This window comes from Dietzia sp. DQ12-76, assembly GCF_014145045.1.
Lineage (GTDB): Bacteria > Actinomycetota > Actinomycetes > Mycobacteriales > Mycobacteriaceae > Dietzia.
In genome coordinates, this window is the sequence record NZ_JAALDV010000266.1 from 1 (window position 1) to 6,413 (window position 6,413).

Annotated in this window: 8 protein-coding genes; 6 read left to right on the plus strand and 2 right to left on the minus strand. The window is 70.9% G+C overall.

The features are described from left to right. Window positions 1–376 precede the first annotated feature (376 nt). The 4 genes from G6019_RS09760 to G6019_RS09775 all read left to right on the plus strand — a co-directional run bounded on the left by G6019_RS09760 (window position 377) and on the right by G6019_RS09775 (window position 3,415). The gene (locus G6019_RS09760; RefSeq protein ID WP_017837771.1) at window positions 377–598 is read left to right on the plus strand and encodes a helix-turn-helix domain-containing protein; all 222 of its coding nucleotides are present in this window, start codon (window positions 377–379) and stop codon (window positions 596–598) included. A gap of 172 nt (window positions 599–770) precedes the next feature. Then, window positions 771–872: a 30S ribosomal protein bS22 gene (locus G6019_RS09765; RefSeq protein ID WP_003855542.1), complete on the plus strand. Its 102-nt coding sequence runs from the start codon at window positions 771–773 to the stop codon at window positions 870–872. Window positions 873–1,103: 231 nt separating this feature from the next. Further along, complete coding sequence (locus G6019_RS09770; protein ID WP_309230205.1) at window positions 1,104–2,285, plus strand: NAD-dependent epimerase/dehydratase family protein; 1,182 nt, start codon at window positions 1,104–1,106, stop codon at window positions 2,283–2,285. Beyond that, complete coding sequence (locus G6019_RS09775; protein WP_182612922.1) at window positions 2,282–3,415, plus strand: lysophospholipid acyltransferase family protein; 1,134 nt, start codon at window positions 2,282–2,284, stop codon at window positions 3,413–3,415. The genes G6019_RS09770 and G6019_RS09775 overlap by 4 nt, the downstream gene beginning before the upstream one ends. Before the next feature lie 72 nt (window positions 3,416–3,487). Here G6019_RS09775 and G6019_RS09780 read toward each other — a convergent pair whose 3' ends face one another. Beyond that, complete coding sequence (locus tag G6019_RS09780; RefSeq protein WP_182612923.1) at window positions 3,488–4,603, minus strand: HAD family hydrolase; 1,116 nt, start codon at window positions 4,601–4,603, stop codon at window positions 3,488–3,490. A gap of 71 nt (window positions 4,604–4,674) precedes the next feature. On the opposite strand from G6019_RS09780, the gene G6019_RS09785 reads away from it, so the two are divergent. After that, window positions 4,675–4,944, plus strand: a complete 270-nt coding sequence (locus G6019_RS09785; protein WP_182612924.1) for a glutaredoxin family protein — start codon at window positions 4,675–4,677, stop codon at window positions 4,942–4,944. A gap of 22 nt (window positions 4,945–4,966) precedes the next feature. Here the strand turns inward: G6019_RS09785 and G6019_RS09790 are convergent, their stop codons facing one another. Continuing rightward, window positions 4,967–5,374: an HNH endonuclease gene (locus G6019_RS09790; protein ID WP_107757335.1), complete on the minus strand. Its 408-nt coding sequence runs from the start codon at window positions 5,372–5,374 to the stop codon at window positions 4,967–4,969. A 416-nt stretch (window positions 5,375–5,790) separates the two neighbouring features. Between G6019_RS09790 and hemA the strand changes: the two genes are divergently transcribed. Beyond that, window positions 5,791–6,413, plus strand: a 623-nt coding sequence (hemA, locus tag G6019_RS09795; RefSeq protein ID WP_182612925.1) for a glutamyl-tRNA reductase, incomplete at its 3' end; no start/stop codon positions are given.

Sequence of the window (6,413 nt, forward strand, 5' to 3'; positions counted from 1 at the left end):
CGATCCGGCGGCTCGAGGCCGGCGGCGTGAGGTCGGCCGTGGCGGACGCGGTGGAGGCGTCGGCGACCAAGTCGAGAGACCTCGCCCTGGCCGCGCAGAAGGCCGACGACGACGAGCGGGACGACTGAGCCGCCGACGCGCCCGCCACTCCCGTCCCGCCAGGTGAGATGTCAGCCACCTCGGCGGGACGCCGCGTTTAACACAAGCCCTGCTCAGAGCGGGTGAGGCTGCGGTCGGACGGCGTGTCGCCAAAGATATTTGCCCACTCCCGTCGCATTGATCACACCCTTCACGCTAGGCTCATGCTCAGCACGTGCGTGTCAGTACCGCAGGAGGGGAAGCCTGCGGCACGACGCGTGCCATGAAGGGTTGAGAGATGGCGACTACCGACAAGACCGAAGGCGGCGCACAGGCGGCGGGGGGTTCCCAGTTCCTCACCGTTGCCGAGGTGGCAGCGCTGATGCGCGTGTCCAAGATGACGGTCTACCGGCTCGTCCACTCAGGGGAGTTGCCCGCGGTGCGGGTGGGGCGGTCGTTCCGCGTGCATTCCAAGGCGGTCCACGAGTACCTGGACACCTCGTACTTCTCCGCCGGGTGAGACGCCCGCGTCCCGCTGGTGGATCTGGCGTCGGGTCCGTTTTCGCCGCGGCCCCGCCTACGGGTAGTCTGGACGGGTTCCGTACCGGCTTCCGAGCCCGCTTAGACGCCGGAACGCAGTAAGCCCGCTGCAAGGCCCCAGACCAGTAGTCGACAGGTAGGTGACCCCCGTTATGGGTTCTGTGATCAAGAAGCGCCGCAAGCGTATGTCCAAGAAGAAGCACCGCAAGATGCTCCGCCGGACGCGCGTGCAGCGTCGCAAGCTCGGTAAGTGAGTCCGGCGGCGCCTCGGTAGCGCCCGGACTCACACCTGCAGCAGATGCCCGTCACCCAGGATGGTGGCGGGCATCGGTGTGTCCGGGGCCCGGTCGGGTGAGGCGCCCGGAGGTGGGCGTGCCACCGTGCGCGGGGTGCGTGGCGCGCCGTGCGCGGGGTGCGTCGCGAGCGCTGGGCGGGGGCGCGGACCGGGCAACGGAACGCGGGGGTCCCCCGCTACAGTGGTCTGGGTGAACCCCGAAGCGCCAACCCGTCGGCCCGCCCGGGCGGTTGCCGTCGTGGGCGGGAGCAGGTACCTCGGTGCCCACCTCGTGGGGATGCTGCTCCGGACCGAGACCGTCGAGCGCGTGCTGGCGATCGACTCGGTCAAACCGTCGCCGCAGCACCGCCGCCGGATGCGGGACGCCGAGTTCGTCCGGCTCGACCCCCAGTCGCCGCGTCTGCAGAGCATCCTGCGGGACGCCGGCATCGACACCGTGGTCCACGCCGGGCTTCACCACACCGATTTCGCCCCGGGCGGCCGCGCCGCCGTCAAGGAGGCCAACATCATGGGCTCGATGCACGTGATCGCGGCCTGCGGCCGGGCCGCCAGCGTCAAGCGGTTCGTGCTGATCTCCTCGACCACCGTCTACGGCTCCTCGGGTGTGGACCCGGCCATGTTCACCGAGGACATGGCGGCTCGCCGCCAACCCAGCGGAGGCATCCCCCTGGACCACCTGGCGGTCGAGGGGTACGTCCGGGGCATGTCCCGTAAGCGGCCGGACATCGACGTGACCATCCTGCGGATTCCGGCGATCCTCGGCCTTCCCGAGCCCACGGTGTTCGGGGAACTGCTCGCGCCGTCGATCGCCCCCGTCTTGGCGGGGTACGACCCGCGCATCCAGCTGCTGCACCCGCAGGACGCACTCGACGCGCTCCTGCACGCCACCCAGGGTGCCGCGCCGGGGACGTTCAACATCGCCGGAGACGGGGTCCTCACGCTGAGCCAGGCGATCCGGCGGGCCGGGCACGTCCCGCTGCCGGTGCCGCCGCAGACGTTCAAGCTCGCCGTGCGTCTGTTGTCCAGTCAGGGCCTGCGCGACATCGGTTCCTCCCAGCTGCGGTACCTGCGCTTCGGGCGCGCCGTGGACACCACACGCATGCGCCGGGAGTTCGGCTTCACACCCAGGTACTCCACCGAGGAGGCGCTGCACTCCTACCTCGTGGACTCCGGGACGGAGCCACTGATCACCCGCGCCTCGCTCGAGCGCCAGACCGCCAAGGTCGCCGCCCTGCTCCCGGCCCCGGTGGCCGACCGGCTCCGTTCGGGGGTCGACACCACCCTGTGCGAGCTCGAGGCACTCGGGGCGCTGCCCGACCCGCACGAGGCCGATGCGCACGAGGCCGACGCTATCCAGGAGGAGGCGCTGTGAGGGGCCCTGAATTCGACCTGAGCCAGCCACTCGGTGGGCCCCGCTGGGGGGAGGGTCGCCGCGATTCACGGAGTTCCCGCATCGTGGGTGAAGGTTTCCTCGGTGAGACCACCCCCGGTGATGCCGCCGCCACCGAGATCGGCCGGATCGTCGACCGGTTCCTCACCGCGGTGCGGGACTCCCTCGGCCAGGTCATCGAGGCACTGCCCGTCGACGCCGAGGTCATGGGACCCGTCCGCGAGGCCGCGCGGGGTGTCGACGTGATGCTGGCGACCGGCGACGTCAGCGCGCTGTCGGGGTTGGTCGACACGATCAACGGGATCGGCGAGCTGATCGCCACGCGGCTCACCGGCGGCTACGAGGTCGACGAGTTCGGTTTCGACGAGCACTTCCACGAGAACGTGTGGCTGCCGATGTGGCGTCCGCTGTTCGAACACTGGTTCCGGGTCGAGGTGATCGGCGCCGAGAACGTCCCGGCGGAGGGCGCCGGGCTGATCGTCTCCAACCACGCCGGCGTCCTCCCGCTCGACGCCATGATGACCACCGTCGCCGTCCACGACCACGCGGGACGCGCCCTGCGGCTACTGGCCGCCGACCTGGCGATGACGCTTCCCGTGTCCGCGCCACTGGCGAGGCGGGCCGGGGCGACCCTGGCCTGCGCCGCCGACGCCGAGCGTCTGCTCGAGAGCGGACACGTGGTCGCCGTGTGGCCCGAGGGCTACAAGGGACTGGGCAAGCCGTTCTCGGACCGGTACCGGCTGCAGCGCTTCGGCCGCGGGGGGTTCGTCTCCACCGCATTGGACGCCGGCGCGCCGATCATCCCGTGCTCGGTCGTCGGGTCGGAGGAGATATACCCCAAGATCGGCGAGTTCTCCCCGCTGGCGCGCCTGCTGGGGGTCCCGTACCTGCCCATCACACCGACGTTCCCCCTGCTCGGCCCCCTCGGTGGGATCCCGCTGCCCACCAAGTGGACCATCGAGTTCGGCGAACCCATCGAGACCTCCCACCTCGGGCCGGACGCCGGCGACGACCCGATGATCGTCTTCGAGATCACCGACCAGGTCCGCGAGACCATCCAGAACACCCTGTTCCGCAACCTCGCACGTCGCGGGAGCGTCTTCTTCGGCTGAGCCGCGCGGCCGCGCTCGCCGGCGGGGGTCTGCTGGCGGTTCGGGTCTGGTGGCGGTTCGGGGGCGGTCGGGTCAGAAGATCCGTCGGAGCTGGTCGATGGTGCGCACGCCGTACGAGGATTTGACGGCCGCCCGCGCGCCGGCCAGCCCGCCCACCGCGAGCACACCCGGGACCGCCTTCTTGGCGGCCTTGCGCACGGTGCGGAAATCCTTGATGTCCCAGCCGTTCTCCGAGGCGTACTTGCGGAGCCGCCCGTCAGGGTTGATGGCCACCGGGTGGCCGACCATCGTGAGCATGGGCATGTCGTTGAAGCTGTCCGAGTACGCGTAGCACTTGGACAGGTCGAAGCCCTCGGCCTCGGCGAGGGTGGAGATGGCGTGCGCCTTGCCGGGCCCGTGCAGGATGTCGCCCACCAACCGGCCCGTGTACACGCCGTCCTCCTCCTCGGCCACCGTGCCCAGCGCACCCGAGAGTCCGAGCCGCGACGCGATCACCCGCGCGAGCATGACCGGCGTCGCGGTGACCAACCAGACCTGCTGACCGGCGTCGAGGTGCATCTGGACCAGCGAGCGGGTGCCGGGCCAGACGCGGTCGAGCATCGAGGTGTCCACGACCTCCTCGCTCAGCGCGGTCAGCTCTGCGACGGTGTGACCCTTGACGAAGTTCAGGGCCTTCTCGCGGCCCGCCGCCACATCCTCGGCGTTCTCCTTCCCGGAGACCCGGAACTTGACCTGCGACCACGCCATCGACGCCACGTCCTGCGCGGTGAAGAACTTGTGCTTGGCCAACCCGCGGGCGAGCAGGATGATCGAGGCGCCCTGGATGAGGGTGTTGTCCACGTCGAAGAACGCCGCCGCCTGCGGGTCGGGGACGAACTGCGTCGCGGCGTGGTCGTCGAGATCCTCGGCGGTGGCGTCGGCGAGCGGTGGGCCCGGCTCGGCCCCGGGTTCGAGCTTGACCGCGTTCCTGGCCGAGGCCTCGCCGGCGACGCGCTGGTCACGGTGGTTGCGACGGCGCCAGATCAGTCGGCCGATGGCACTGGTGACGTCCGCCCGCCCGGGAAGCCGGAGACGGGTGCCACCTGCGTCCGGGTCCGGGTCCGACTCCACGATGGGGTCTGAATCCGACGCCGGGTCCGGATTCGAGGCCGGGTCTGAGTCATCGGCGGCGTCGGTGTGGTCGTTCACCGGGTGGACCTCCTAGTGGGGGTGGGACCCCATCCTAGGGGAGCCCGGAGGGGGTCGGGCACTATCAGTGCATGGTGCACACGGTGACCCTGCTTACCCGCGAGGGCTGCGGAAGCTGCGTCCGCGTCCACGGCCAGCTGCTGCCGCTGTGCGCCCGCGCGCGCGCCCGGCTCGAGGTGGTGGACGTGGACCGTGCCGCCGATCCCGAGCTCGCGGTGGAGTACGGGGACCGCCTGCCCGTGGTCCTGGTGGACGGTGCGGAGCACTCGTGTTGGGAGGTCGACGACGACGAGCTGAGCGCCGACCTCGCCGGCCCCGAGCCGTTTGGTGGCTGGGACTGAACCCTCGCCCACCGGGCTCGCGCTACTCGTCGGCTCGCAGGGCCCGCAGGATCGTCGCGTGCCGGACCAGGAACGTGCGCTCGTCGAGTTTCTTGCGCCGCAGCCACCCGGTGACCTCGCTGTTGTGCTTGCTCGCGTTGCAGGAGGCGCACGCGGGGACCACGTTCTCCAGCGTGTAGCGACCGCCTCGCGACACGGGCATGACGCAGTCGCGCTGAAGGGCCGGGCCCGGCGAACGGCAGTAGGCGCATCCGGCCCACGCGTGGAGGAGGTCGGCCCACTGCGACGCGGTGAGGTCGTTGTCGACGCGCGAGAGGCGTCGCTGCCGTCGCTTCGCGTACCTGGCGCGGGACGCCCGCCCGGACCCACGTCTCGACGGGGACGCGGTGGTGGAGGACGGGGTCGCGGGGGACCTGCGGCGAGGCGGCACCGCTTGACCGTACGTCGCCTCCGCGTCCCCGGCGGTGGGGTGGCCGCGCGTGCCGCGACATGGGCCAGAGCGGCCGAGGGGCCGCGTCGCTCATGGTGGCCGCACGGCGTCACCCGGGCATAGCATCCGCCCCGGCGACGGTTTTGTCCCGGGGTGCCAAGCGGGTTACGGTGGAGTCCGTTGCGGGTCGAACGCAGGCCCAGGCCACGGCCGTCCCGGCAGGGGTTCCCATGGGGAATCGTCCTGCGTACAGCCGTGCAGACCGACAGGAGACGACCGACTGTGGACCACTGTTCCGGCTGTGCGTTCAGTGTCGTCCCGCGGTTGACGGTGTCCCGAGTCGATGTGCCCCGAGTTGACGCGACGGTGTCCATTCTGGCATGGGTGCCAACGGCACTCGCGTCCGGGGGTCGGTCGTGAGCATTCTCCTGGTGGGTCTGTCCCATCACAGCGCCCCGGTCACCCTGTTGGAGTCGGTCGCGGTCGCGGAAGCCGACCGCGACGCCCTCACCGAGAGCCTGATCAGTGGCCGCCACGTCGACGAGGCGATGATCGTCACCACGTGTAACCGCGTCGAGGTCTACGCGGCGGTGGAGGCGTTCCACCCGGCGCTCGACGACGTGGTGGATCTGCTGTCGCGGCACTCGGGCCTCTCGGCCGAGGAACTCAGCCGCCACCTCTACGTCCGCTACTCGGAGTCGGCGGCCGAGCATCTGTTCTCGGTGGCGTCGGGCCTGGACTCGATGGTGGTGGGCGAGCAGCAGATCATCGGGCAGATCCGTACCGCCTACCAGTCCGCGTCCGATATCGGCGCGGCGGGCACGACCTTGCACCGACTCGCTCAGCAGGCCCTCCACGTGGGCAAACGAGTCCACACCGAGACGGGAATCGACTCGGCCGGGTCCTCGGTGGTGTCGGTGGCGCTCGACCGCGCCGCGGAGATCCTCGCCGAGGTGGACACCGCCGGGACCGCTCCCGCGGCGACCGGGTCGCCGTCGCGTCGTCTCGACGGGCGCCGGGCGGTCGTGCTCGGGGCGGG